Source organism: Pseudokordiimonas caeni (assembly GCF_026719705.1).
Classification (GTDB): domain Bacteria; phylum Pseudomonadota; class Alphaproteobacteria; order Sphingomonadales; family Kordiimonadaceae; genus Gimibacter; species Gimibacter caeni.
Window position 1 is genome coordinate 823,926 of record NZ_JAPPRR010000001.1, and the last position, 23,696, is coordinate 847,621.

The 23,696-nt window shown below is 60.4% G+C and carries 23 protein-coding genes and 1 tRNA gene; all 24 read left to right on the top strand.

What is annotated here, in order from left to right; all coding sequences use genetic code 11:
- Nucleotides 1–15: 15 nt before the first annotated feature.
- The 24 genes from OU694_RS03720 (at nt 16) to OU694_RS03835 (ending at nt 23,665) form a co-directional block, all read left to right on the top strand.
- Nucleotides 16–1,305, top strand: coding sequence for a dicarboxylate/amino acid:cation symporter (locus OU694_RS03720; RefSeq protein ID WP_308909633.1), 1,290 nt, complete (start codon nt 16–18; stop codon nt 1,303–1,305).
- A 56-nt stretch (nt 1,306–1,361) separates the two neighbouring features.
- Nucleotides 1,362–1,438: transfer RNA gene (locus OU694_RS03725), tRNA-Asp, on the top strand.
- A 251-nt stretch (nt 1,439–1,689) separates the two neighbouring features.
- Entirely contained in the window at nt 1,690–2,055 is a 366-nt protein-coding gene (locus OU694_RS03730) for an NADH-quinone oxidoreductase subunit A (protein ID WP_308909634.1), read from the top strand.
- Nucleotides 2,046–2,594, top strand: a complete 549-nt coding sequence (locus OU694_RS03735) for a NuoB/complex I 20 kDa subunit family protein (protein ID WP_308909635.1) — start codon at nt 2,046–2,048, stop codon at nt 2,592–2,594. Before OU694_RS03730 ends, OU694_RS03735 begins: the two co-directional genes overlap by 10 nt.
- An 87-nt stretch (nt 2,595–2,681) precedes the next feature.
- Nucleotides 2,682–3,290 carry an NADH-quinone oxidoreductase subunit C gene (locus OU694_RS03740; protein WP_308909636.1) on the top strand — a complete coding sequence of 203 codons (609 nt, stop codon included), beginning with the start codon at nt 2,682–2,684 and terminating at the stop codon, nt 3,288–3,290.
- Entirely contained in the window at nt 3,290–4,468 is a 1,179-nt protein-coding gene (locus tag OU694_RS03745) for an NADH-quinone oxidoreductase subunit D (protein WP_308909637.1), read from the top strand. Before OU694_RS03740 ends, OU694_RS03745 begins: the two co-directional genes overlap by 1 nt.
- Nucleotides 4,465–5,064 (top strand): NADH-quinone oxidoreductase subunit NuoE, encoded by a 600-nt coding sequence (gene nuoE, locus OU694_RS03750; protein WP_308909638.1) that lies wholly within the window; start codon nt 4,465–4,467, stop codon nt 5,062–5,064. The genes OU694_RS03745 and nuoE overlap by 4 nt, the downstream gene beginning before the upstream one ends.
- Before the next feature lie 10 nt (nt 5,065–5,074).
- Nucleotides 5,075–6,358 carry an NADH-quinone oxidoreductase subunit NuoF gene (nuoF, locus tag OU694_RS03755; RefSeq protein WP_373460244.1) on the top strand — a complete coding sequence of 428 codons (1,284 nt, stop codon included), beginning with the start codon at nt 5,075–5,077 and terminating at the stop codon, nt 6,356–6,358.
- 35 nt (nt 6,359–6,393) lie between these two features.
- Nucleotides 6,394–8,445 (top strand): NADH-quinone oxidoreductase subunit NuoG, encoded by a 2,052-nt coding sequence (nuoG, locus tag OU694_RS03760; RefSeq protein WP_308909640.1) that lies wholly within the window; start codon nt 6,394–6,396, stop codon nt 8,443–8,445.
- Nucleotides 8,438–9,475, top strand: a complete 1,038-nt coding sequence (gene nuoH, locus OU694_RS03765; RefSeq protein ID WP_308909641.1) for an NADH-quinone oxidoreductase subunit NuoH — start codon at nt 8,438–8,440, stop codon at nt 9,473–9,475. The genes nuoG and nuoH overlap by 8 nt, the downstream gene beginning before the upstream one ends.
- Before the next feature lie 17 nt (nt 9,476–9,492).
- Nucleotides 9,493–9,981: an NADH-quinone oxidoreductase subunit NuoI gene (gene nuoI, locus OU694_RS03770; RefSeq protein ID WP_289501859.1), complete on the top strand. Its 489-nt coding sequence runs from the start codon at nt 9,493–9,495 to the stop codon at nt 9,979–9,981.
- 28 nt (nt 9,982–10,009) lie between these two features.
- Nucleotides 10,010–10,645 carry an NADH-quinone oxidoreductase subunit J gene (locus tag OU694_RS03775; protein ID WP_289501861.1) on the top strand — a complete coding sequence of 212 codons (636 nt, stop codon included), beginning with the start codon at nt 10,010–10,012 and terminating at the stop codon, nt 10,643–10,645.
- Between the two features lie 14 nt (nt 10,646–10,659).
- Nucleotides 10,660–10,968, top strand: a complete 309-nt coding sequence (gene nuoK, locus OU694_RS03780) for an NADH-quinone oxidoreductase subunit NuoK (RefSeq protein ID WP_289501862.1) — start codon at nt 10,660–10,662, stop codon at nt 10,966–10,968.
- Nucleotides 10,969–10,973: 5 nt separating this feature from the next.
- Nucleotides 10,974–12,914, top strand: a complete 1,941-nt coding sequence (nuoL, locus tag OU694_RS03785; RefSeq protein ID WP_308909642.1) for an NADH-quinone oxidoreductase subunit L — start codon at nt 10,974–10,976, stop codon at nt 12,912–12,914.
- A 21-nt stretch (nt 12,915–12,935) separates the two neighbouring features.
- Nucleotides 12,936–14,504: an NADH-quinone oxidoreductase subunit M gene (locus tag OU694_RS03790; RefSeq protein ID WP_308909643.1), complete on the top strand. Its 1,569-nt coding sequence runs from the start codon at nt 12,936–12,938 to the stop codon at nt 14,502–14,504.
- 12 nt (nt 14,505–14,516) lie between these two features.
- Nucleotides 14,517–15,968, top strand: a complete 1,452-nt coding sequence (nuoN, locus tag OU694_RS03795; protein ID WP_308909644.1) for an NADH-quinone oxidoreductase subunit NuoN — start codon at nt 14,517–14,519, stop codon at nt 15,966–15,968.
- Nucleotides 15,969–15,970: 2 nt separating this feature from the next.
- A complete protein-coding gene (locus OU694_RS03800) occupies nt 15,971–16,774 on the top strand; it encodes a biotin--[acetyl-CoA-carboxylase] ligase (protein WP_308909645.1) in 804 nt (267 codons plus the stop codon).
- Between the two features lie 2 nt (nt 16,775–16,776).
- Nucleotides 16,777–17,559, top strand: coding sequence for a type III pantothenate kinase (locus OU694_RS03805; RefSeq protein WP_308909646.1), 783 nt, complete (start codon nt 16,777–16,779; stop codon nt 17,557–17,559).
- 13 nt (nt 17,560–17,572) lie between these two features.
- On the top strand, nt 17,573–19,252 hold the full coding sequence (locus OU694_RS03810) for a ribonuclease J (RefSeq protein WP_308909647.1): 1,680 nt from the start codon (nt 17,573–17,575) through the stop codon (nt 19,250–19,252).
- 13 nt (nt 19,253–19,265) lie between these two features.
- Nucleotides 19,266–19,670, top strand: a complete 405-nt coding sequence (mce, locus tag OU694_RS03815; protein ID WP_308909648.1) for a methylmalonyl-CoA epimerase — start codon at nt 19,266–19,268, stop codon at nt 19,668–19,670.
- 5 nt (nt 19,671–19,675) lie between these two features.
- A complete protein-coding gene (locus OU694_RS03820) occupies nt 19,676–19,930 on the top strand; it encodes a DUF1467 family protein (protein ID WP_308909649.1) in 255 nt (84 codons plus the stop codon).
- Nucleotides 19,931–20,337: 407 nt separating this feature from the next.
- Nucleotides 20,338–21,648 (top strand): proline--tRNA ligase, encoded by a 1,311-nt coding sequence (proS, locus tag OU694_RS03825; protein ID WP_308909650.1) that lies wholly within the window; start codon nt 20,338–20,340, stop codon nt 21,646–21,648.
- 96 nt (nt 21,649–21,744) lie between these two features.
- A complete protein-coding gene (locus OU694_RS03830; protein ID WP_308909651.1) occupies nt 21,745–22,992 on the top strand; it encodes a lipoprotein-releasing ABC transporter permease subunit in 1,248 nt (415 codons plus the stop codon).
- Nucleotides 22,985–23,665 carry an ABC transporter ATP-binding protein gene (locus OU694_RS03835; RefSeq protein ID WP_308909652.1) on the top strand — a complete coding sequence of 227 codons (681 nt, stop codon included), beginning with the start codon at nt 22,985–22,987 and terminating at the stop codon, nt 23,663–23,665. Before OU694_RS03830 ends, OU694_RS03835 begins: the two co-directional genes overlap by 8 nt.
- Nucleotides 23,666–23,696: the final 31 nt, after the last annotated feature.

Below are 23,696 nucleotides of genomic sequence, written 5' to 3' on the forward strand. Positions count from 1 at the left end.
TGAAGGGGAGGGCGCATGTCACTGGCCAACAGGATATTGCTGGCGCTGCTATTGGGGGCAGGCTTCGGATTCGGCACGGCTGCATGGTGGCCGGTGTATCAGGAAACGCTGCTTGCCGTCACGGTTCCCGTCGGCACCCTCTGGCTTGCCGCACTCAAGATGGTGATCCTGCCGCTCATCATCGCCCTCATTGTGACAGGCGTGGGGCAGGCTGGCGAACGGGCGAAGGGCAGCGGCATGATGCCGCGTCTTATCGGCACTTTCTTCATCCTGTTGCTGTTTTCGGGCTTCGTCGGCGTCACGCTCGCGCCTGCGATGCTGGAAATATGGCCGATTGATCCGGCCGCTGCATCTGCCCTCAGGGCTGTTGTGGCAACTCCGGTCGAGGCGATGCCAGTGCCGGGGCTTGGCGAATTCCTTGTGTCGCTGGTGCCATCGAACCTTTTTGAAGCTGCGGCGAACGGGGCGATCCTTCAATTGATCGTCTTTGCCCTGATCTTCGGTTTCGCCGTGGTGCAGTTGCCAGCAGCGCAGCGCCGGCTGATTCTCGATTTCTTCGAAGCTATCGGCAACGCGTTGATGCTGGTGGTGAAGGGGATCATCTGGCTTGGGCCCCTTGGTGTGTTTGCGCTGGCCTTCGGGCTTGGCACGCAGGCAACAGCAGCGCTAGCCGGTGCCCTTCTTTATTATGTCTTCCTGGTCTCGATGGTCGGAGCGACGATCGGCGTCTCCATGTATCTGGTGGCGCGTTTCGGGGGTGGTGTGGCGTTCGCCCGCTTCGCCCGCGCCGCGCTGCCGGTGCAGGTCGTGGCGGCGAGTACCCAGTCATCGCTCGCCTGCCTGCCGGCCATGCTCGACAGCAGCCGGGAGAATCTCGGGGTGCCGGTCAAGGTCGGCGGCGTTGTGCTGCCGCTCGCTGTCACGCTCTTCCGCATGACCAGTTCGGGCATGAATATCGCCATGGCCATCTTCACGGCCTATCTTTATGGCATCGACCTTAGCATCAGTGCGGTTGTGGCGGTCGTGTTCGTGGGCGCCATCATGAATTTCACGGCGGGCAGCGTGCCGGCGCAGATCAATTTCTTCGTCACCATTCCGCCGATCTTTATCGTGCTTGGCGTGCCTTACGAAATTCTCGCCATCTATATCGCCATCGAAACGATACCCGATATCTTCCGCACCATCGGCAATGTGACGGCTGATCTTGCCGTCTCTTCCGTCATGGCGAGACACGGGGCCGATGAGGCTGACGCGGCGGAAAGCCCTGCCGCCGGGCCGGTGGCGGCGAGTACCAAAAAAAAATGAACGAGACTGATTGACAAGGGCAGGCGGTGGCCCTAAACACTGCCCCACCAAACGATGCGGGTGTAGCTCAGTTGGTTAGAGTGCCGGCCTGTCACGCCGGAGGTCGCGGGTTCGAGCCCCGTCACTCGCGCCAGTTTGGTCCAAGAAAAACGCGCTTTGCTCCGGCAGGCGCGTTTTTGTTTTTCCGACATGTTTTCGCATGAAGTGACAGGCACTTAACGCGCCCAGTTGAGAGTCGTTCTTAAAGCTCAACCCTTTTCATGCCTTATGCCCCTCGTTATACTGCCGCCACGACCCAATATGGCCAAATTCTGTCTTTACGGCGGCACACTTGGTCGATAAAAGGGCGCTAGTCAATCCGGGCTAACGAAAGAAGGCACCTTCATGCAATCGTTGCTCATGCAGTATCTGCCGATCCTTATTTTCCTTGGAATCGCCATCGGTCTGTCCGTGGTATTCGTGGCTGCCGCCTGGCTCATCGCCCGGCAGAATCCCGACAGCGAAAAGCTGTCGGCCTACGAATGCGGTTTCGAAGCGTTCGAGGATGCACGGCACCAGTTCGATGTCCGCTTCTATCTGGTGGCGATCCTCTTCATCATCTTCGACCTCGAGGTCGCCTTCCTGTTCCCGTGGGCCGTGACCCTCGGCAAGATCGGCGTCTTCGGTTTCTGGTCGATGATGGCCTTCCTTGGTGTCCTCACCATCGGCTTCATTTATGAATGGAAGAAAGGGGCGCTCGAATGGGAGTAGAAGTCTCTTCCAAGGCAGCGGCCACAGGGGCTGAGACCCCGGCGGACAATGCCTATTTCCAGAATCTGAACGAGGAACTGACCGACAAGGGCTTTGTCGTCACGTCTCTGGAAGAGCTGGTCAACTGGGCGCGCACCGGGTCGCTCTGGTGGATGACCTTCGGCCTCGCCTGCTGCGCGGTCGAGATGATGCATTCCTCCATGCCGCGCTACGACCTTGAGCGCTTCGGCGTTGCCCCGCGTGGCAGCCCGCGCCAGTCGGACGTGATGATCGTGGCCGGTACGCTCACGAACAAGATGGCGCCGGCACTGCGCAAGGTTTACGACCAGATGCCCGAGCCGCGCTATGTGATCTCGATGGGCAGCTGCGCGAACGGCGGCGGCTATTATCACTATTCCTACTCGGTGGTGCGCGGCTGCGACCGCATCGTGCCCGTCGATATTTACGTTCCGGGCTGCCCGCCGACGGCGGAAGCGTTGATCTATGGCATCCTGCAGTTGCAGCGCAAGATTCGCCGCACCGGGACCATCGTTCGTTAAATCGGGGCGGCCGGGCGGCGCGCGCCCGGCTTTCCATGACCCGCGGAGGCCGACACTCCGCCCGAATCCAAGGGAGCGCGTAAGCGCATGACTGACAAAGTATTGATGGATCTTGGGGATCATATCGCCGGGCGCCTGCCGAACGAGGTGATCGCGGTTTCGGTTGCCTTTGGCGAACTGACCGTGACGGCGCGCGCCGACCATATCCAGAAGGTGCTAACCTTCCTGCGTGATGACGGCGATTGCCTGTTCAAGCAGCTTGTCGACCTTTGCGGGGCTGACTATCCGGAGCGCGTGAAGCGCTTCGATGTCGTTTATCACCTGCTGTCGGTTCATCTGAACCAGCGCATCCGCGTGAAGGTGGAAACCGATGCCGATACGCCGGTGCCGACCGCGACCGAGATTTTCCCGGCTGCCGGCTGGTTCGAGCGCGAGGCATGGGACATGTACGGCATCTTCTTTGCCGATCACCCGGACCTCAGGCGCATGCTGACCGACTATGGTTTCTCGGGCCATCCTCTCCGGAAGGATTTCCCGCTCACCGGCTATGTCGAGGTCCGCTATTCCGAGGAAGAGAAGCGCGTGGTTTACGAACCCGTCAAGCTCGCACAGGAATTCCGCACCTTCGATTTCATGAGCCCGTGGGAAAGCGCCCAGTATGTGCTGCCCGGTGACGAAAAGGCGGAGTCCAAGTAATGGCTGAAGTCGATATCAAAAATTATTGCCTGAACTTCGGTCCGCAGCACCCTGCGGCCCACGGCGTGCTTCGCATGGTGATGGAGCTGGACGGCGAGGTTGTGGAGCGGGTTGACCCCCATATCGGCCTTCTGCACCGCGGCACCGAGAAGCTGATCGAGTACAAGCAGTATCTGCAGGCCATGCCCTATTTCGATCGCCTCGACTATGTGGCGCCGATGAATCAGGAGCATGCCTTCGTTCTCGCCATCGAGAAGCTGATGGGCGCTGAAGTGCCCCTGCGCGGCCAGTATATCCGCGTTCTCTTCTCGGAAATCGGCCGGGTGCTCAATCACCTGCTGAACCTGACGACCCACGCGATGGACGTTGGCGCGCTGACCCCGATTCTCTGGGGTTTTGAAGAGCGCGAGAAGCTGATGGTCTTCTACGAGCGGATTTCGGGTGCACGCCTGCACGCCGCTTACTTCCGCCCGGGCGGTGTCCATCAGGACATGCCGGCAGGGCTCGCGGAAGACATCATGGCCTGGACAGAAACCTTCCCGGCGGTTCTCGCCGACATGGAAGCGCTCCTGATCGACAACCGTATCTTCAAGCAGCGTAACGTCGATATCGGCGTGGTCAGCGCTGAAGACGCGTTCGCATGGGGCTTCTCTGGCCCGATGCTGCGCGGCTCGGGCGTTGCCTGGGACCTTCGCAAATCGCAGCCCTATGAAGTCTATGACAAGATGGATTTCAAGGTGGCTGTCGGCAAGAACGGCGACTGCTATGACCGCTTCATGCTGCGGATCGGCGAGATTTACGAATCGCTGAAGATCATCCGTCAGTGCCTGAACGACATGCCGGGTGGCCCGGTTCTTTCCATTGACAACAAGATCGCCCCGCCGCGTCGGGCCGATATGAAAGTGTCGATGGAAGCGCTTATCCACCACTTCAAGCTTTACACTGAAGGCATCCGCGTCCCCGAGGGGGAGGTTTATGCCGCGGTTGAAGCGCCGAAGGGTGAATTTGGCGTGTATCTGGTTTCCGACGGCTCGAACAAGCCGTATCGCTGCAAGATCCGGGCACCCGGATTCGTGCATCTGCAGGCGATGGATTTCATGCTGAAGGGCCACATGCTGGCCGATGCGCCGGCCGTACTCGGCGCGATGGATATTGTGTTTGGTGAGGTGGACAGATGAGCACGGCAAGCGAAACCGTGGCCTTCGCCTGGACGGCGGAAAACGAGGCCGAAGCGCAGCGTCATATCGCCAAGTATCCGTCCGGCAAGCAGCAAAGCGCCGTGATGCCGCTTCTGCATCTGGCGCAAAAGCAGAACAATGGCCATGTCACGCAAGAGATCATGGAATTCATTGCCGATTATCTCGGCATGCCCGCGATCCGCGTTATGGAAGTTGCCACCTTCTACACGATGTATAACCACAAGCCCGTGGGTAAACATCATGTGCAGGTCTGCACCACCACGCCGTGCTGGCTCCGTGGTTCGGACGGCATCGTTTCGGCCTGCAAGAAGCGCCTCGGCGTTGAAATGGGCGGGACAACGGCAGACGGCATGTTCACGCTTTCGGAAGTCGAGTGTGCGGGCGCGTGCGTCAATGCGCCGGTCGTGGCCATCGGCGACGATTATTACGAAGACCTGACGCCCGAAAGCATGACGGCACTTCTCGATGCGCTCGCCAAGGGCGAGGACGTGAAGCCGGGTCCGCAAAACGGTCGTCAGACGAGCGCGCCCGAGGGCGGCGCCACGACGCTCAAAGATTTCATCGCGAAGGCGTAAGGGGAACATGATGCTTCAGGATAAAGACCGCATCTTCACCAACCTCTACGGCCATCAGGACTGGCGCCTGAAGGCCGCCATGAAGCGCGGTGACTGGGATGGTACGAAAGACATTCTCGCCAAGGGGCGCGAATGGATCATCGAAGAGATGAAGGCTTCCGGCCTTCGCGGCCGTGGTGGCGCAGGCTTCCCGACTGGCCTCAAATGGTCCTTCATGCCCAAGCAATCGGACGGCCGCCCGAGCTATCTCGTGGTCAATGCCGATGAGGGTGAGCCCGGCACCTGCAAAGACCGCGACCTGATGCGCCACGATCCGCACAAGCTGATCGAGGGCTGCCTGATCGCCGGTTTCGCCATGAATGCCGTTGCGGCCTATATCTATATCCGCGGTGAATTCGTCCGTGAGGCCGAAGTGCTGGATGCCGCGATCGAAGAGGCGCGTGCCAAGGGCTTCCTTGGCAAGAATGCCTGCGGTTCGGGCTATGATTTCGATGTGTTCGTCCACCGCGGGGCAGGGGCCTATATCTGCGGCGAGGAAACCGCGCTCATCGAAAGCCTTGAAGGCAAGAAGGGCCAGCCGCGCCTGAAGCCGCCGTTCCCCGCGAACGTCGGTGTGTGGGGCTGCCCGACCACCGTGAACAACGTGGAATCGATCGCCGTTGCGCCGACCATCCTGCGCCGGGGCGCCAGCTGGTTCTCCGGCCTTGGCCGTCCGAACAACACCGGTACCAAGGTCTTCTGCATTTCAGGGCATGTGAACAAGCCCTGCAACGTGGAAGAAGAGATGGGCATTCCGCTCAAGGAACTGATCGAGAAGCATGCCGGCGGTGTGCGTGGCGGCTGGGATAACCTGCTGGCCATCATTCCCGGCGGTTCGTCGGTGCCCCTGCTGCCGAAGTCGATCTGCGACACGGTGCTGATGGATTTCGACAGCCTTCGTGAAGTGCAGTCGGGCCTTGGCACGGCGGCGGTGATCGTCATGGACAAATCCACCGACGTGGTGAAGGCGATTGCGCGTCTTTCCGCCTTCTACAAACACGAAAGCTGCGGCCAGTGCACGCCGTGCCGTGAAGGCACCGGCTGGATGTGGCGGGTGATGGAACGTCTGGTGAAGGGCGAAGCCGAGAAATCGGAAATCGATATGCTTCTTGACGTTTCGAAACAAATCGAAGGCCACACCATCTGCGCGCTTGGCGACGCGGCGGCTTGGCCGATCCAGGGTCTGATGCGCCACTTCCGCGGGGAAGTGGAAGCGCGGATCGATGCCTATCACGCCAAAGCGGCAGCGGAGTAAGGCCGAGAGGGAAGCCTCGAGGCCAGGAGAAACAGATGCCCAAGCTTACGATTGACGGACAGGAAGTCGAAGTCGCACCCGGCACAACCGTGCTGCAGGCGTGCGAGGAAGTCGGGGTCGAGATCCCGCGCTTCTGCTATCACGAACGCCTGTCGATTGCCGGCAACTGCCGGATGTGCCTTGTTGACATGGAACGTTCGCCGAAGCCCATCGCTTCGTGCGCGATGCCGGTTGGCGAAGGCATGGTGATCCACACGAACACCGAGCGCGTGAAGAAAGCGCGCGAGGGCGTGATGGAATTCCTGCTTATCAACCACCCGCTTGATTGCCCGATCTGCGATCAGGGCGGCGAGTGCGACCTGCAGGACCAGGCCATGGCCTTCGGTCGCAGCGGCAACCGCTACCACGAGAACAAGCGCGCCGTGGAAGACAAGTACATGGGCCCGCTCGTTGAAACGGCGATGACCCGTTGCATCCACTGCCAGCGCTGCGTTCGCTTCACCGAGGAAGTCGGTGGTGTTGAAGACATGGGCGCGCTGTGGCGCGGCGAACATACCGAAATTACCACCTATCTGGACAAGGTGATCGAGAGCGAGCTTTCCGGCAACGTGATCGACCTTTGCCCGGTGGGCGCGCTGACCTCGAAGCCCTACAGCTTCACCGCGCGCAGCTGGGAACTGAAAAAGACCGAATCCGTGGATGTGATGGATGCCGTCGGCTCCAACATCCGTGTGGATGCCCGCGGCAACGCCGTGATGCGCATCCTGCCGCGTCTGCATGAAGACGTGAACGAGGAATGGATTTCGGACACCACCCGCTTCGCCTATGACGGCCTGAAGCTGCGCCGCCTTGACACGCCGTATGTCAAGAAAGGCAAGTCGCTTGAAGAAGCCGCGTGGGGCGATGCCTTCGCCGCGATCAAGAAGAAGCTGAAAGACGTGAAGGGTAGCGAAATCGCCGCCGTGATCGGTGATCTTGCCGACATGGAATCGATGGTTGCCCTGAAGGACCTTCTGGGAGGCCTCGGCTCCAAGCGGATTGAATGCCGTCAGGACGGCACCGCGCTTGAGGCAGGTGTTCGCGCCTCCTACATCATGAACACGGGCATTGCCGGGATCGAGGAAGCGGACTTCCTGCTGCTCGTTGGCACCAACCCGCGTTTCGAGGCACCGCTCGTCAATGCCCGTATCCGCAAGGCAACCCGCAAGAACGGCCTGAAGGTCGCAAACATCGGTTCGGCTGAAGACCTGACCTACAAGGTTGATGAATTCGGCGACGATGCGACGCTCCTGAAAAAAGTTCTGGGCGGCCGTCACGAACTCTCGAAAGCGCTGAAAGCTGCTGCCAAACCGATGATCATCGTCGGTCAGGGTGCACTGCGCCGCGCTGACGGTGCACAGGTCCTGAAGGCCGCGCATGACATCGCTGAAAAATACTGCGTCAAGGAAGGCTGGAACGGCTTCAACGTCCTCCACACCGCTGCGGCCCGCGTGGGCGGCCTTGACCTTGGCCTCACCGCCAAGGGCGGCATCGAGGCGATCAAGGCTGACGCCGAAGCCGGCAAGCTGAAGGTTGTCTTCCTTCTTGGGGCTGACGAGTTCGACACCAGCGCCCTCAAGGACACCTTCGTTGTGTATCTTGGCACCCACGGCGACGAAGGTGTGAAGAACGCCGACGTGATCCTGCCGGGGGCCGCCTATACCGAGAAGTCGGGCACCTATGTGAATACCGAAGGCCGCGTGCAGCGCACTGCAAAAGCCGTCTTTGCCCCGGGCGACGCCCGCGAGGACTGGACGATCCTGCGTGCGCTTGCTGACGTGCTTGAAGTCAAGCTCGGCTACAACAACCTTGGCGAACTGCGCGCCCGGCTCGTGAAGCTGGCGCCACTGGCCGCCACGCTCGATACGCTCGTACCGGCTGAATGGGCCGATTTCGGCGCCGAGGGCGATGTTGCCGAAGGTGGTTTCGGCCCGGCAATCGGGAATTTCTATCTGACGAACCCGGTTCTCCGGGCGTCCAAGATCATGGCCGAATGCGTGGAAATACGCGAAGGCAACGCTGAGGAGGCGACGGGAACCCATGGTTGAGGCGATCTATTCCCTGTTCGGCGTTGAATCGCCGCTTCTGTATCTCACCGCGATTGTCCTTTCGATCCTCGCGATTGTGCTGCCGCTGCTGATCTCGGTTGCCTTTGCTGTCTATTTCGACCGCAAGATCTGGGCTGCCGTGCAGATGCGCCGCGGCCCGAACGTGGTTGGCCCCTTCGGCCTCCTGCAGTCGTTCGCGGATGGTCTGAAGCTTTTCGTCAAAGAAACGGTGGTGCCGGCTGGCGCCAACAAGTTCATCTTCCTGATGGCGCCGATGATCACCTTCACGCTCGCGCTCATCGCCTGGGCGGTGATCCCGTTCGATGCGGGCATGATGATTTCGGACCTGAACGTCGGTATCCTTTACATCCTCGCCATCTCGTCGCTTGGCGTGTACGGCATCATCATGTCGGGCTGGGCGTCGAACAGCCGCTATGCCTTCCTTGGTGGTCTGCGCTCGGCGGCTCAGATGGTGTCTTACGAGGTGTCGATCGGCTTTGTGCTCGTTTGCGTGCTGATGGCTGTGGGGTCGCTGAACCTTTCGGACGTTGTGAACGCGCAGTCGGGTGGTTTCTGGAACTGGTATTTCATCCCGTTCTTCCCGATCTTCATCATCTTCTTCATCTCGGCACTGGCTGAAACCAACCGCCCGCCGTTCGATCTGCCCGAGGCAGAAGCCGAACTCGTGGCCGGTTACCAGGTTGAATATAGCTCGATGGCTTTCGCGCTCTTCTTCCTTGGGGAATATGCCAACATCCTTCTGATGTCGGCTGTGATGGCCGTGCTGTTTTTCGGCGGCTGGGAAGCCCCGATCCCGGCGCTCGACTTCATCCCCGGCATCTTCTGGATGCTGGCCAAGATCGCGTTCGGTTTCTGGATGTTCGCGATGGTGAAGGCTTTCGTGCCGCGCTACCGCTACGATCAGCTGATGCGCCTTGGCTGGAAAGTCTTCCTGCCGCTGTCGCTGTTTTTCGTCGTCTTCTACGCCGGTATCATGGTCGCTTTCGACCTGCTGCCGAGCCAAGGTTAAGAAAGGCAACTTGAACGATGACCGCAATTGCACAAGTCGCCAAAAGCCTGCTGCTGAAGGAATTCGTCGGCGCCTTCTGGCTGTCGATCAAATACTTCTTCCGCCCCAAGGCGACGATCAACTATCCGTACGAGAAGGGCCCGCTTTCGCCCCGTTTCCGTGGTGAGCACGCCCTGCGCCGTTATCCGAACGGTGAAGAGCGCTGCATCGCGTGCAAGCTTTGCGAAGCGATCTGCCCGGCACAGGCCATCACCATCGAGGCCGAGCCGCGCGAAGACGGTTCGCGCCGCACCACGCGGTACGACATCGACATGGTGAAATGCATCTATTGCGGCTTCTGTCAGGAAGCCTGCCCGGTGGATGCCATCGTCGAAGGCCCGAACTTCGAGTTCGCGACCGAAACGCGGGAAGAACTTCTCTACAACAAAGACAAACTCTTGGCGAACGGCGAGCGGTGGGAGCGTGAAATCGCGATGAACCTCAAGCTCGACGCGCCCTATCGCTGATGCGGACCGAAGGACCGGAGAAAGACCAATGACACTGACCGCAGGGGCTTTTTACCTGTTTGCCTTCGTCGCCGTGGCGGCAGGCTTTCTGGTGATCTCGGCCAGGAACCCGGTACATTCGGTACTGTGGCTGATCCTGACCTTCTTCAGCGCCGCCGGCCTCTTCGTCCTGATGGGCGCCGAGTTCCTGGCGATGCTTCTGGTGATCGTTTACGTGGGGGCCGTGGCCGTCCTCTTCCTCTTTGTGGTGATGATGCTGGACATCAATTTCGCCCAGTTCAGGAAGGGCGCGCTGCAATATATCCCGATCGGCGGCCTTGTCGGCCTCATCCTTCTGGCCGAACTTGTCACGCTCGTGATGGCATGGCAGTTCGGCGACAAGGTGGCGGACAATGTGACCGCGCCGATCCCGGCGGCAGAGCAGGTCGAGAACGTGAAGGCGATGGGCGCGATCCTCTATACGGATTATCTGTTCATCTTCCAGACCGCTGGCCTGATCCTTCTCGTTGCCATGATCGGTGCGATCGTGCTGACCCACCGTCAGCGTGCCGGCGTGAAGCGCCAGAACATCTCCAAGCAGGTCGCGCGCAAGCCGAAGGATGCTTACGAGATGGTCGAGGTCAAATCGGGCGAGGGCATCGGCTCCGCCAGCAAGAAAGGCTAGGGGATAGAAGCGCCATGGAAATCGGGCTCGCACACTATCTGGCGGTTGCTGCAATCCTGTTCGTCTTCGGGGTGTTCGGCATCTTCCTTAACCGGAAGAACGTGATCATCATCCTGATGTCGGTCGAACTGATGCTGCTCGCCGTCAATATCAATCTCGTCGCCTTCTCGACCGCGCTCGGCGATCTCGTCGGCCAGGTCTTCGCCATGTTCGTCCTGACCGTGGCGGCGGCGGAGGCTGCAATCGGCCTCGCCATTCTGGTGATCTACTTCCGTAACCGCGGCTCCATCGCGGTTGAAGACATCAACCAGATGAAGGGGTAAGGACCATGATGTACAAGTTTATCGTATTCCTGCCCCTGATCGGGTTCCTGATCACCGCCCTCTGGGGCCGCAAGATCGGGGAGCGCACCAGCCAGCTCCTGACCTCGTCGCTTGTCAGCGTGTCGGCTGTGCTGTCGTGGATGGCCTTCGTGGATGTGGCGTTCGGTCACAACCAGTACAGCATCCATGTGCTCTCGTGGGTGACCTCGGGCACGCTTGAGTTTAACTGGGCCTTCAGGATCGACACGCTCACCGCTGTGATGCTTGTTGTCGTGAACTCGGTATCGGCGCTCGTGCACTGGTATTCGATGGGCTATATGCATGAAGACCCGGATACGCCGCGCTTCTTCAGCTACCTGTCGCTTTTCACCTTTGCGATGCTGATGCTCGTCACCGCCGACAACCTCGTCCAGATGTTCTTTGGCTGGGAAGGCGTGGGCCTTGCCTCGTATCTGCTCATTGGTTTCTGGTTCAAGAAGCCGAGCGCGAACGCAGCCGCCATCAAGGCATTCGTTGTGAACCGCGTGGGCGACTTCGGCTTCTCGCTCGGTATCTTTGCCGTGTTCGTGCTGTTTGGCACCGTGAACTTCGCCGATATCTTCGCGAACGCTGGCAACTATCAGGAAGCGAAGCTTGTCTTCCTTGGCCAAGAATACCATGCGCTGACCGTGATCTGCCTGCTGCTCTTTGTGGGCGCCATGGGCAAGTCAGCCCAGCTTGGCCTCCACACCTGGCTGCCGGACGCGATGGAAGGTCCGACCCCCGTGTCGGCGCTCATCCACGCCGCAACCATGGTGACGGCTGGTGTCTTCCTTGTGGCTCGTTTCAGCCCGGTCTTCCAGTATGCCCCGGATGCACTGGCTGTTGTTACCGTTGTCGGTGCAGCAACTGCCTTCTTCGCAGCAACGGTTGGCCTTGTGCAGAACGATATCAAGCGCGTGATCGCCTATTCGACCTGTTCGCAGCTCGGCTACATGTTCTTCGCGCTTGGCGTTTCGGCCTACGGCGCTGCCATCTTCCACCTTTTCACCCACGCCTTCTTCAAGGCGCTCCTGTTCCTTGGCGCCGGTGCGGTCATCCACACCATGCATCATGAGCAGGACATGCGGAAAATGGGTGGCGTGCGCAAGTTTGCCCCGCTGACCTTCATCTTCATGACGATCGGCACGCTGGCGCTGACGGGCTTCCCCTTCACCGCAGGCTTCTATTCGAAGGACATGATCCTTGAGGCTGCCTATGCCTCGCATTCCTTCGGTTCGAGCTTCGCCTATGTGCTGGGTGTTGCCGCCGCCTTCATGACGAGCTTCTACAGCTGGCGTCTGGCTTTCATGACCTTCACCGGCGAATGCCGTGCGGACGAGGAAACCCAGCACCATGCGCATGAAAGCCCGTGGATCATGCTGTTCCCGCTCGCCGTCCTCTCGGTTGGTGCGATTGCCGCCGGCTTTGTGTTCGCCGAGTATTTCGTCGGCCACGAGCGTGAAGCCTTCTGGAACGGGTCGCTTGTCACCTTCGCGGGCGACGTGCTGGATGAAGCCCACCACGTGTCGGGTGCCGCCAAATGGGCGCCGACCGTGATGATGGTCCTTGGTTTCCTCCTGGCCTTCCAGATGTATGTGCGCCGCACCGACATCCCGGCCAAGGTCGCGGAAACGTGGGACGGGCTTTATGCCTTCCTCCTCAACAAATGGTATTTCGACGAGCTTTATAACTTCCTGTTCGTGCGCCCTGCCTTCTGGCTTGGCCGCGTGTTCTGGAAGCGCGGCGACGAGCAGACCATCGACGGCTTCGGCCCGAACGGTGTGTCCTCGGCGGTGGCGGCCATTGCTGCCCGCGCCCGCAAGCTGCAGTCGGGTTACGTTTATCACTATGCCTTCGCCATGATCATCGGCCTCGCACTCGCGATCACCTGGTTCATGGCGCAATCACCGGCTGGAACGCATTAAGAAGGGCAGGGGACTTTCACTATGACTTTCTTTGAAGGACATCTCCTGTCGTGGATCATGGCCGTGCCGCTTATCGGCGCGCTGGTCATCATGATGATCCGCCACCAGGATAGCGAGATCGAGGCACGGAACATCCGCTCCGTGGCGCTTCTCACCACGCTTGCCACGTTCCTGCTGTCGATCGTGCTGTGGACAGGCTTCGACAGTTCGACCGCTGACTTCCAGTTTGTCGAACGCGTCAACTGGTTCGGGGCGATCAATTATTATGTCGGTGTTGACGGCATCTCGATGCTGTTCGTGGTGCTGACCGCCTTCCTGATGCCCATCGTGGTGCTTGCGGCCTATGGCTCTGTCGAGCGCCGGGTGAAGGAATATATGGTCGCCTTCCTCGTCCTTGAGACGCTGATGGTCGGCGTGTTTGCCTCGCTCGATATCTTCCTTTTCTACGTCTTCTTCGAGGGCGGCCTCATTCCGATGTATCTGCTGATTGGTGTGTGGGGTGGTGTGAACCGGATCTACGCCGCGTTCAAATTCTTCCTCTACACGCTCCTCGGGTCGGTGCTGATGCTGGTTGCCGTTCTCTACATGTTTGTGGAAACCGGTACGACCGATATCCCGCTCCTGATGCAGGCGCATTTCGACCCCAGCGTCCAGACATGGCTGTGGCTCGCCTTCTTTGCCTCGTTTGCGGTGAAGATGCCGATGTGGCCGGTGCATACCTGGCTGCCCGACGCCCACGTACAGGCGCCGACCGGCGGCTCGGTGATCCTTGCCGGCGTTCTTCTGAAGATGGGCGGCTATGGCTTCCTGCGCTTCAGCCTGCCGATGTTCCCGGATGCAAGCCAGGAATTCGCATGGCTCGTCTTTGGCCTATCGATTGTTGCAGTGATCTACACCTCGCTCGTCGCCCTCGTGCAGGAAGACGTGAAGAAGCTGATCGCTTACAGCTCGGTCGCCCACATGGGCTTCGTGACCATCGGTATCTTCGTCCTCAATACCAACGGTGTTGAAGGTGCGATCTTCCAAATGCTGAGCCACGGTGTTGTCTCGGGCGCGCTGTTCCTTTGCATCGGCGTGATTTACGACCGCCTGCATACCCGCGAAATCAGCCGTTACGGCGGCCTCGCCATCAATATGAAGGTCTATGCGACGCTGTTCGTGATCTTCTCGATGGCATCGGTCGGCCTTCCTGGCACCTCGGGCTTCGTTGGTGAATTCCTCGTGCTGAACGGCGCCTACACCTACAACAGCTGGGTGGCCTTCGGTGCGGCGTTCGGTGTGATCCTTGGCGCTGCCTACATGCTCTATCTTGTCCGCCGCCTCGTCTTCGGCGAGCTCGACAAGGACGATGTGCGGGCAATGCCGGACCTGACGCTGCGCGAGAAGCTGTTCTTCCTGCCGCTGGTGGCTGCCGTCTTCTGGATGGGCGTCTATCCGAACAGCTTCCTCGACCCGATCCATGTCTCGGTCGCCAACCTGATCGACACCAAGTTCCCGGCCGCGGAAGCCCCGATGGTGGATGCCCCGGCGGAAACCGTTACCGAAACCGAAACTGCGACGGAAGAAGCGTCGCAGCCGGTTCACCACTAAGGAGTGCCTTTGATGACCGCAGACCTTCCGAGCTTTGCCCCGGCCCTGCCGGAGATCGTCCTGGCGCTCGGCGCGATGGCGCTCCTGATGCTCGGCGTGTTCCGTTCGGGCAAGGCTTACACACAGGTATCGACGCTGACGGTATTCCTGTTCATCCTTGTGGGTGTGCTGCTGGTTGCCTATGTGGGCGGCGAGCGTAGCGTCACCTTCTCCGGCCTTTTCGTCACTGACAGCTTCGCCATCTTCTCGAAGATCCTGGTGCTGGTAGGCTCGGGTGTCGCCCTCATGATGTCGTCGCGCTATATGGCGGACCACGGGATCGACCGGTTTGAATATCCGGTGCTGATCGCGCTCGCCACGCTTGGCATGATGATCATGATCTCGGCCAACAACCTCCTGTCGCTGTATGTCGGCCTCGAACTGCAGAGCCTTGCGCTCTATGTACTCGCCGCCATCCATAGGAACCGCAACCGCGCGACCGAAGCTGGCCTCAAATACTTCGTTCTTGGCGCGCTTTCGTCGGGCATGCTCCTTTACGGCATCTCGCTGATCTACGGCTTCACCGGCACGATCTCGTTCGACCTGCTGGCTGACAGCGTGAAAACGGGTGAGCATGCCGGTATCGGTGTGATTGTTGGCATGGTCTTCCTGATCGCCGGTTTCGCCTTCAAGATTTCGGCCGTGCCGTTCCATATGTGGACGCCGGACGTGTATGAAGGTGCGCCGACCCCGGTGACGGCCTTCTTCGCGGCCGCACCCAAGGTGGCAGCGCTTGCCATGTTCGTGCGTGCCATGTTCGGCGCGTTCGGCGAGCTTGTCACCGAATGGCAGCAGGTTGTGATCTTCATCTCGATCGCTTCGATGATCGTTGGTGCCGTGATCGCCATCGTGCAGACCAACATCAAGCGCCTGATGGCCTATTCGTCCATCGGCCACGTCGGCTATGCGCTTGTCGGCCTTGCAGCCGGCACCGAAGCGGGCGTTGAAGCGCTGCTTGTTTACATCGCCATCTACATGACCATGACGCTCGGTTCGTTCGCAGCCATCCTTTCGATGCGCCGCAATGGCCAGATGGTCGAGGAAATCGGCGATCTTGCCGGCCTGTCGCAGACCAATCTGCCGCTCGCCATCGGCATCGCCATCTTCATGTTCTCGCTGGCAGGAATCCCGATGCTGGCAGGCTTCTTTGGCAAATGGGTGGTCTTCTGGGCCGCTGTTGAAGCTGGCCTGACCCCGCTTGCCATCGTCGGCTTGCTCGCCAGCGTGATTTCCTGCTTCTATTATATCCGTATCGTGAAAGTGATGTTCTTCGACGAGCCTGCCGGCAATTTCGACGCCGACAAGGGCCGCGCCATCCCGCTCGTGATCGGTGTGTCGGCCGTGCTGCATTCGCCGGTCAGCTTCTTGCTGATTTCGCCGCTCATCGCAGCCGCAGCCTGGGCAGCGAAGTCGCTGATCTACTGATCTTGACCGATACAAGAGAAGACTGGAGCGCCTCGGCCCCCCATGGGGTCGAGGCCTTCTATTTTGACGAACTGGACAGCACCAACGCCCGTGCTGTTGCCATGGCGGAAGGCGGACACCGTACGGCGCTTTGGCTGGTCGCGGGCGCCCAAACCGCAGGTCGTGGGCGGCGTGGCCGGGTCTGGACCTCGGCGACCGGCAATCTTTATGCAAGCCATCTTTGTTTCCCTCGCCTGAAGGCGGATGCAATGGGCAGCCTGCCGTTCGCATTGTCGCTGGCGATCAGGGATACCTTCATCGCGCTTGGGGCTTACGCTGACAGCGTTCAGGTGAAATGGCCGAACGATGTGCTGATCGGCGGCCGCAAGGCATCGGGCATTCTGGTGGAAAGTGCGGCCGATGGGGCCGGTGGCCTTGCCTATGGCCTTGCCTATCTCGTCATCGGGATCGGGCTCAATCTCGCCCATCATCCGGCTGATGCACAGTTCCCGGCGACGGATATCAAAACCGTCACGGGGCAGGGCGTGAGTGTGCGTGAAGCCTTCGCGGCCCTTGCCGTCTCGGTAGAGCGGGCACTTGGCCGGCTTGAGCGCGCCGACTGGCCACAGGTGCGCGAAGAATGGCTGGCGCACGCCTGGGGCTTGGGGGAGCGTCGGGTGTTCCAGACAGCCACCGACCGGTTCGAGGGCCGCGCCGAGACACTCGGGGACGATGGCGGGCTTGTCGTTTCGCTGGACGGCGGCGGGCAAATGCGCCTATATGCCGGGGACATATTTCCAGTGGCCGATCCGAAACGGGGTTTCTGACCATGCTCCTGACCATCGACGCAGGCAATACCAACATCGTCTTCGCGCTCATTGACGGCGAGAAAATTGTCGAACAATGGCGTCTTTCGACGAACGACCAGCGCACTGCAGATGAATATCTTGTCTCGATCAGTCATCTGATGGCGCTGCATGGCCGTAGACCTGATGACGTGACGGGCGCGATCATCGCGAGCGTTGTGCCGCAGGTTGTCTGGCCGCTCACACAGTTCTGTCAGAAATATTTCGGCACAAAGCCGCTGATCGTCGGCGCGCCCGATGTGAAGCTCGGTGTCGAGGTTCTGGTCAAGAATCCGGCCGAAGTCGGTGCCGACAGGCTGGTGAACGCGGTGGCAGCCAATGCGCTGTTCGGCGGGCCGGCCATCGTGGTGGATTTCGGCACGGCCACAACGTTTGATATCGTGGGAGACAATGGAGCCTATCTCGGCGGCGTGATCTGCCCCGGCATCAATCTCTCCCTGTCGGCTTTGCATCAGGCAGCGGCAAAGCTGCCGCGGATCGCCGTCAACCCGCCCGCCACCGATCAGGTGACGGGAAAAAGCACGCTCGAAGCCATGCAGTCGGGTGTATTCTGGGGATATGTCGGCATGATCGAAGGGCTTGTGGCGCGCCTGAAGGCCGAACACAGCCCAACCATGAAGGTGCTGGCGACCGGGGGGCTTGCCACCATCTTCTCCAATCGCACCGACTCCATCGATATGGTGGTCGGTGATCTGACCCTGCAGGGGCTGCGCCTCATTTACGAGCGTAATATGGCCTCCGCCTAAACAAGGAATTCTGATGGCCTATTTACGCGCCAGTGACGACCGCCTGCTGTTTCTGCCCCTTGGCGGCTCCGGCGAAATCGGGATGAACCTCAATCTCTATGGCCACAAAGGCAAGTGGCTGATGGTGGATTGCGGCATGAGCTTCGCGGATGCCGGCACACCAGGTGTGGACCTCATCTTCCCCGATCCGGCCTTTATCGAGGACGAACAGAAAGATCTCGTGGGCCTTGTGGTCACGCACGGGCACGAGGACCATATCGGCGCCGTGCCCTATCTGTGGTCGCGCTTCCGCTGCCCTGTTTACGCCACGCCTTTTACGGCGGAACTGATCAAGGACAAGCTTTCTGAAGCCGGACTATTGGATGTGGTGCCGCTGACGATCGTCAACCAGTCCGAACCCTTCAAGCTCGGTCCCTTCACCGTCACCTATGTGCCGCTGGCGCATTCGATTGCCGAAGGGCATGGCCTTGCGATTGAAACGAGCCGGGGCACCATCTTCCATACGGGGGACTGGAAGCTGGACGACCGGCCGATCATCGGCCCCGTCTGCCCGTCACCGACGCTGAAGGCGCTGGGCGACAAGGGCGTTCTGGCGCTGGTTGGCGACAGCACCAACGTTTTCAATGAAAGCGAATCCGGGTCCGAGGCTGCCGTGAAGGAAAGCCTGATGGATATCGTCGGCGGAATCAAGGAACGGGTGGTTATCACCACGTTCGCCTCCAACGTCGCGCGGCTTGATACCATCGGGCAGGTGGCTCGCGCGCACGGCCGTCATGTCGTGCTGCTGGGTCGGTCGATGCATCGCATCCTGAAGGCGGCGCAGGCCACCGGCTACCTCACCGATTTCCCTGAGCTTGTGGATGAAGCCGATGCGGGCGCCTTCCCGCGCGACAAGATCCTGATCGCCTGCACCGGCTGTCAGGGCGAGGACCGCGCCGCGCTCGCCCGTATCGCACGGGACGATCACAAACACCTGAATATCGCCCCCGGCGATACGGTTATCTTCTCGTCGAAGATCATTCCGGGCAACGAGATCACCTTGGGCGCGCTTTTCAATCAACTGGTTGAAAAGGGTGTGAAGGTGATTACCGAAAAGGATGCCTTTGTGCATGTGTCCGGTCACCCCGGCCGCGCGGAACTCCGGAAGATGTATGGCTGGACGAAGCCGACCTGCGCCATCCCGGTGCACGGCGAGGCCCGCCATCTGTATCGCCACGCCGCGCTCGCGCTTGAGATTGGCGTCAAGCATACGATCGTGCCGGCGAACGGCGATGTGATCGAGATTTCGGAAGACGGGCTGAAGCTGATCGACAAGGCTCCCGTGGGCCGCACCGCCCTTGATGGCAGCGTTGTGGTGCCAGCAGACGGCGTTTCCATCGTGGACCGTCGCCGTATCGCCATGAATGGTTATGTGGCTGCAAGCGTCATTCTTGATGTGAAGGGCCGGCTGGCGGTGGAACCGCTTCTGGCCCTGCGCGGGTTGCCGCGTCAGGACGATGATACATTCTATGATTCGATGGTCGCCGATGTGGAAGACGCGCTGGAGCGGCTTTCAAAGGGTGACCGCGAGGACGACGACAAGGTGGAAGAGGCCGCTCGCGTGGCGATCCGCCGCCTCTGCCGCAAGGAAATCGGCCGCAATCCGTCGGTCGATATCCTGATCACGCGGCAGGACGAGATCGATTTTGGCTGAAGGGAAGGGCGCTATGATCGGCAAGCTCAATCATGTGGCAATTGTTGTGAATGACCTGGAAGCGGCCACCGCCGTATATCGGGATACGCTCGGCGCCAAGGTGTCGGCACCTGTGGACCTGCCGGACCACGGCGTGACGACGGTTTTTGTGGAGCTGCCGAACACCAAGATCGAGCTTCTGCTGCCGCTTGGCGAAGATTCGCCGATTGCCAAGTTCGCTGCCAACAATCCGGCGGGCGGCATGCACCATCTTTGTTATGAGGTGGAGGACATCCTCGCAGCCCGTGATCATATCATCGCGGCAGGTGGCCGGGTGCTGGGCGACGGCGAGCCCAAGACCGGTGCGCACGGCAAGCCCGTCCTGTTCCTGCACCCGAAGGATTTCTGCGGCACTTTGGTCGAGATCGAGGAGGTATAAGGCCCATGTCGATCCCGAGCATCATCCTTATCTATGTTGTGATCTGGTGGCTGGCTTTCTTCCCGATTCTCTCAACCGGGATCAAGTCGCACGAGGAAGCAGGCGACAAGGCAATCGACGGCGAAATGCCGGGCGCACCCGCCAACCCGAATCTCGGCAAGAAGATCATCATCACGTCGCTGGTCGCGGCGGTGGGTACGCTGATCTTCTATCTGATTGCCACGTCGGGCCTGATCAGCTTCCGCGATATGGCCCGCTAAGTCGCACAAGACTGCAGCTGAAAATGAAAAAGCAAGGCACCATTCAAGGGCCTTGCTTTTTGATTCCCCCGGCTTTGCCGGTGAGCGGCGCGATCTCCGCTTTCGCGTGTCTCGCCGATATGCGCTAGTCCTCCCTGAGCGTGGGCCACGATGGGCTTTCAGCTCCGCGCTTGAGAAACGCTATGGGATGCTGGTGCTGCTGTCACCTGCCCGAATGCGTATTTGATAGGGGGCTGAACCATCTTTCTTGGTTTATGTTGCGCCGCTGCAACAGGGTAACGCCGGGTAGTCGCCGCTATTCAACTTCCCGGTGTCTTTTGGGTCGTTCTCGCAGAAAGCCGTTGCCTATTGCGGGCCAGAGCGGCATTAGAGAAGACCATCCAATTCCACCAAGAGAGCTTCTTTCCATGCGCCTCAGCCGCTATTTCCTGCCCACGCTCAAAGAAACCCCTTCGGAAGCGCAAATTGCATCGCACCGCCTGATGCTGCGCGCCGGGATGATCCGCCAAGGTGCGGCGGGTATCTACAGCTGGCTGCCACTGGGTCTGCGCGTGCTGAAGAAGATCGAAGCCATCGTCCGCGAGGAACAGGACCGCGCCGGCGCGCAAGAGCTTCTAATGCCCACCATTCAGTCGGCCGAGCTGTGGGTCGAAAGCGGCCGTTATGAAGATTACGGCAAGGAAATGCTTCGGATCGAGGATCGCCACGGCCGCGAGATGCTGTATGGCCCCACGAACGAAGAGCTGATCACCGATATCTTCCGCAAGGAAGTGCGCTCCTACCGCGACCTGCCGAAGATGCTCTACCACATCCAGTGGAAGTTCCGGGACGAGATTCGCCCCCGTTTCGGCGTGATGCGCGGCCGTGAATTCCTGATGAAGGATGCCTACAGCTTCGACCTGACACCCGAAGGTGCGGTGAGAAGCTATAATGCCATGTTTGTGGCCTATCTGCGCACCTTTGCTCGCCTTGGCCTGAAAGCCATTCCGATGCGCGCCGACACCGGCCCCATCGGCGGCGACCTCAGCCACGAATTCATCATTCTGGCGGAAACCGGCGAAAGCCAGGTCTTCTTCCACAAGGACTTCGAGAAGAAGGATGCCCTGTCGCTCAATCCCGATTTCGACGCCGACCTGCAGCCGATCGTGGATGACTGGACCAGCATCTATGCCGCGACCGAGGAAATGCACGACGCGGCCACCTGTGGTGTGGCGGAAGGTGATCTTGTCACCGGCCGCGGTATCGAGGTTGGTCATATCTTCTATTTCGGCGACAAATATTCGAAGCCGATGGGCGCAACCGTGCAGGGTCCTGACGGCGAGCTGGTCAATGTCGAGATGGGCTCCTACGGCATCGGTGTGTCGCGCCTCATCGGCGCCATCATCGAAGCCTTCCATGATGACAACGGCATCATCTGGCCGGAATCGGTCGCGCCCTTCAAGGTTGGCCTCATCAACCTGCGCTCGGGCGATGCGGCCTGCGACGGTGCCTGCGAGCAGCTATACAAGGATCTTGGCGCTGCTGGCGTCGAAGTCCTGTATGACGACCGCGACGAGCGGGCAGGCGCCAAGTTCGCCAATATGGACCTGATCGGTCTGCCGTGGCAGGTGACCGTGGGCCCGCGCGGCCTTGAAAAAGGCATGGTCGAGCTGAAGAATCGCGCGACCGGTGAGAAGACGGAAGTCGCGCTTGCGGAGATCGTGGCGAAGCTTTCGTAACGCCATAAACCGTTACCCCGGACTTGATCCGGGGTTCAGCGACTGGATGCCGGGTCAAGCCCGGCATGACGAGACGAGAGGGAAGGGACACCGGGCGTGCTCATCAATGCCTTCGAATGGTCGGTGGCGCGGCGCTATCTGACAAGCCGCCGCAAGGATGGTTTCATCAGTCTGACGGCGGCGCTATCGGTCGTCGCCATCGGGCTGGGTGTCGCTGCCCTTATCGTTGTCATGTCGGTGATGAACGGCTTCCGTGCCGACCTGATGGACAAGATCCTCGGCTATCACGGCCACGTGCTGGTGCAGGGCTATGGCCAGACCATTGAAAAGTGGGAACCGCTGGTCGACGAGTTGAAGGCCGCACCCGGCGTGGTGAAGGTGATGCCCTTCACCGAAGCGCAGGTGATGGTCACCAAGGACGGCCGCGCATGGGGTGCCATCGTGCGCGGTATACCGGAACAGGATTTCCGGGATGGCTCGCTCGCCATCGCGCGGGTGGTGGACGGCGAACTCGCCAAGGCGCCTGAAACCGGCGGCCTGATCATCGGATACCAGCTTGCCCGCCAGCTCGGCATCGTGGCCGGCGATCAGGTAACGATCGTGAGCCCGAAGCCGGTGGCCACGCCTTTCGGATCGTCCCTCCGTTATCTCGCTTTTCCGGTCGCGGCTGTTGTCGAGGTGGGCGTTTACCAGTTCGACGAAACCTTCATCGGCATGCCGCTGATGGACGCGCAGGACTTTTTCCGCATGGGGGATGCCGTCACCAATATCGAGGTTTTCCTGAATGACCCCGAGCGGCTGGATCGTTACATGCCGGAACTGACGACAATTGTCGGCGAACGCGCGGCGGTGCGGGGCTGGACCAGCTTCAATCAGGCGCTTGTAGGTGCGCTGCAGACCGAGCGGGTCGCCATGTTCATGATTCTCGCGCTCATTATCCTTGTGGCGGTCTTCAACATCGCTTCCAGCTTGTTCATGCTGGTGAAGGACAAGGCCGCCGATATCGCCATCCTGCGCACGCTGGGTGTCAGCCGGGGCTCGATCATGCGCATCTTTGTCACCGTCGGGCTTGCTGTTGCCTTCCTCGGGATCGGCACGGGCTGCCTGCTTTCATGGGCGCTGATCGCCAATCTGGATGCTATCAAATCAGGCATCGAAGCCCTGCTTGGCTTCAATCTGTGGGATCCGTCCGTTCGGTTTATCTCCAGCCTGAAAACCAAGGTGGACTGGCTTGAAGTCGGCCTCACCATCGGCATTGCCGTGGTGCTTTCCTTCTTCGCCGCGCTGTTCCCGGCACGCCGGGCGGCAAGCCTCGATCCGGTGGAGGTGCTGCGCTATGAGTGACGCGGTCCTTCAGGTCAGCGGCCTCAAGCGCCGCTTCACGCAGGGTGAGAAAACCATCGAAATCCTGCACGGCGTTGATCTGGCCGTAAAAGCGGGAGAGATTGTGGCGCTCGTGGGCGCGTCTGGTGCTGGCAAATCCACCTTCCTGCAGATCGCCGGGCTTCTGGACCATCCGACCGAAGGCAGCGTCGCCATCGGGGGCAGGGTGGTATCGAGCCTTGATGACGAAGCCCGCACGCGCGTGCGCCGGCACGAGCTTGGCTTTGTCTATCAGTTCCACCACCTGCTCCCCGATTTCACGGCGCTTGAGAATGTCGCCATGGCGCTCAGGATCGGCGGGGCATCGACCCGCACGGCGAACGACAAGGCGGCCGCCATCCTCACCCGCATGGGGCTTGGCGAACGGCTGGAGCACACGCCCTCGCGCCTGTCGGGCGGGGAACAGCAGCGCGTGGCCGTGGCCCGTGCGCTGGTGCATGACCCGAAGCTGCTGCTGGCGGACGAGCCCACAGGCAACCTTGATGAGGCCACTGCTGCCCGTGTGTTCGACATGATGATCGAACTGGTGCGGGAGCGGAATCTGGCGGCTGTCATCGCCACCCACGATCCGAGCCTTGCTGCCCGCATGGACCGGGTCATCCAGTTGAAGGAAGGTCGGCTCATCGCCTCTTGAGCCGGGCGCCCGCGGGCGCTAACCTCGACCA

What these genes read in the sequence shown, in the direction of transcription:
- mce (WP_308909648.1), top strand. Translation starts at nt 19,266, where the DNA reads ATGATCGGCAAGCTCAATCATGTGGCAATTGTTGTGAATGACCTGGAA.
- OU694_RS03805 (WP_308909646.1), top strand. Translation starts at nt 16,777, where the DNA reads ATGCTCCTGACCATCGACGCAGGCAATACCAACATCGTCTTCGCGCTC.
- nuoL (WP_308909642.1), top strand. Translation starts at nt 10,974, where the DNA reads ATGATGTACAAGTTTATCGTATTCCTGCCCCTGATCGGGTTCCTGATC.
- nuoK (WP_289501862.1), top strand. Translation starts at nt 10,660, where the DNA reads ATGGAAATCGGGCTCGCACACTATCTGGCGGTTGCTGCAATCCTGTTC.
- OU694_RS03740 (WP_308909636.1), top strand. Translation starts at nt 2,682, where the DNA reads ATGACTGACAAAGTATTGATGGATCTTGGGGATCATATCGCCGGGCGC.
- nuoF (WP_373460244.1), top strand. Translation starts at nt 5,075, where the DNA reads ATGCTTCAGGATAAAGACCGCATCTTCACCAACCTCTACGGCCATCAG.
- OU694_RS03730 (WP_308909634.1), top strand. Translation starts at nt 1,690, where the DNA reads ATGCAATCGTTGCTCATGCAGTATCTGCCGATCCTTATTTTCCTTGGA.
- OU694_RS03820 (WP_308909649.1), top strand. Translation starts at nt 19,676, where the DNA reads ATGTCGATCCCGAGCATCATCCTTATCTATGTTGTGATCTGGTGGCTG.
- nuoE (WP_308909638.1), top strand. Translation starts at nt 4,465, where the DNA reads ATGAGCACGGCAAGCGAAACCGTGGCCTTCGCCTGGACGGCGGAAAAC.
- OU694_RS03835 (WP_308909652.1), top strand. Translation starts at nt 22,985, where the DNA reads ATGAGTGACGCGGTCCTTCAGGTCAGCGGCCTCAAGCGCCGCTTCACG.
- OU694_RS03735 (WP_308909635.1), top strand. Translation starts at nt 2,046, where the DNA reads ATGGGAGTAGAAGTCTCTTCCAAGGCAGCGGCCACAGGGGCTGAGACC.
- OU694_RS03775 (WP_289501861.1), top strand. Translation starts at nt 10,010, where the DNA reads ATGACACTGACCGCAGGGGCTTTTTACCTGTTTGCCTTCGTCGCCGTG.
- nuoG (WP_308909640.1), top strand. Translation starts at nt 6,394, where the DNA reads ATGCCCAAGCTTACGATTGACGGACAGGAAGTCGAAGTCGCACCCGGC.
- OU694_RS03720 (WP_308909633.1), top strand. Translation starts at nt 16, where the DNA reads ATGTCACTGGCCAACAGGATATTGCTGGCGCTGCTATTGGGGGCAGGC.
- OU694_RS03745 (WP_308909637.1), top strand. Translation starts at nt 3,290, where the DNA reads ATGGCTGAAGTCGATATCAAAAATTATTGCCTGAACTTCGGTCCGCAG.
- nuoI (WP_289501859.1), top strand. Translation starts at nt 9,493, where the DNA reads ATGACCGCAATTGCACAAGTCGCCAAAAGCCTGCTGCTGAAGGAATTC.
- proS (WP_308909650.1), top strand. Translation starts at nt 20,338, where the DNA reads ATGCGCCTCAGCCGCTATTTCCTGCCCACGCTCAAAGAAACCCCTTCG.
- OU694_RS03810 (WP_308909647.1), top strand. Translation starts at nt 17,573, where the DNA reads ATGGCCTATTTACGCGCCAGTGACGACCGCCTGCTGTTTCTGCCCCTT.
- nuoH (WP_308909641.1), top strand. Translation starts at nt 8,438, where the DNA reads ATGGTTGAGGCGATCTATTCCCTGTTCGGCGTTGAATCGCCGCTTCTG.
- nuoN (WP_308909644.1), top strand. Translation starts at nt 14,517, where the DNA reads ATGACCGCAGACCTTCCGAGCTTTGCCCCGGCCCTGCCGGAGATCGTC.
- OU694_RS03790 (WP_308909643.1), top strand. Translation starts at nt 12,936, where the DNA reads ATGACTTTCTTTGAAGGACATCTCCTGTCGTGGATCATGGCCGTGCCG.